Consider the following 427-nt stretch of genomic DNA (forward strand, 5'->3'; position numbering starts at 1 on the left):
CGCGCCGTGACTGAACTGCCATCCTCGTGGCTCTCTCCCGAAGCTCGTCGGGGTACTTCCTCGGTGCTGCCATGCTCCTCATCCTCCCGTGGATTCAGAGCCTCCACCAGACCCGGGGCGATTCACCGGTCCAACGCGTTACTGGACGCTCACCTCAACGACCCCGAGTATGGCTACCGGTTCCTGGCCGGCGAAGCGGCAGAAGCCGGTGAGCAGATGTGTGAGCGGACGGCGTGGAGGATCTGCCGGGACAACCAGTGGTGGTCCGTGTTCGGGAAGAAGCGCGGCAAGAACGGGAAACGTCCCGGGCCGCCGGTCCACGACGATCTCGTGAAGCGGGACTTCTCCGCCGATGACGTCAACGAACTGTGGCTGACCGACATCACAGAGCACTGGATCGACGAGGGAAAGCTCTACCTCTGCGCCA

The 427-nt window shown here is 63.7% G+C and carries 1 pseudogene; it reads left to right on the plus strand.

The features are described from left to right. Nucleotides 1-123: 123 nt before the first annotated feature. Nucleotides 124-427 (plus strand): annotated as a pseudogene (locus tag QSJ40_RS12610) (IS3 family transposase); the annotation flags it as partial.

Source organism: Kocuria sp. NBRC 114282, assembly GCF_030268385.1.
GTDB lineage: Bacteria > Actinomycetota > Actinomycetes > Actinomycetales > Micrococcaceae > Kocuria > Kocuria palustris.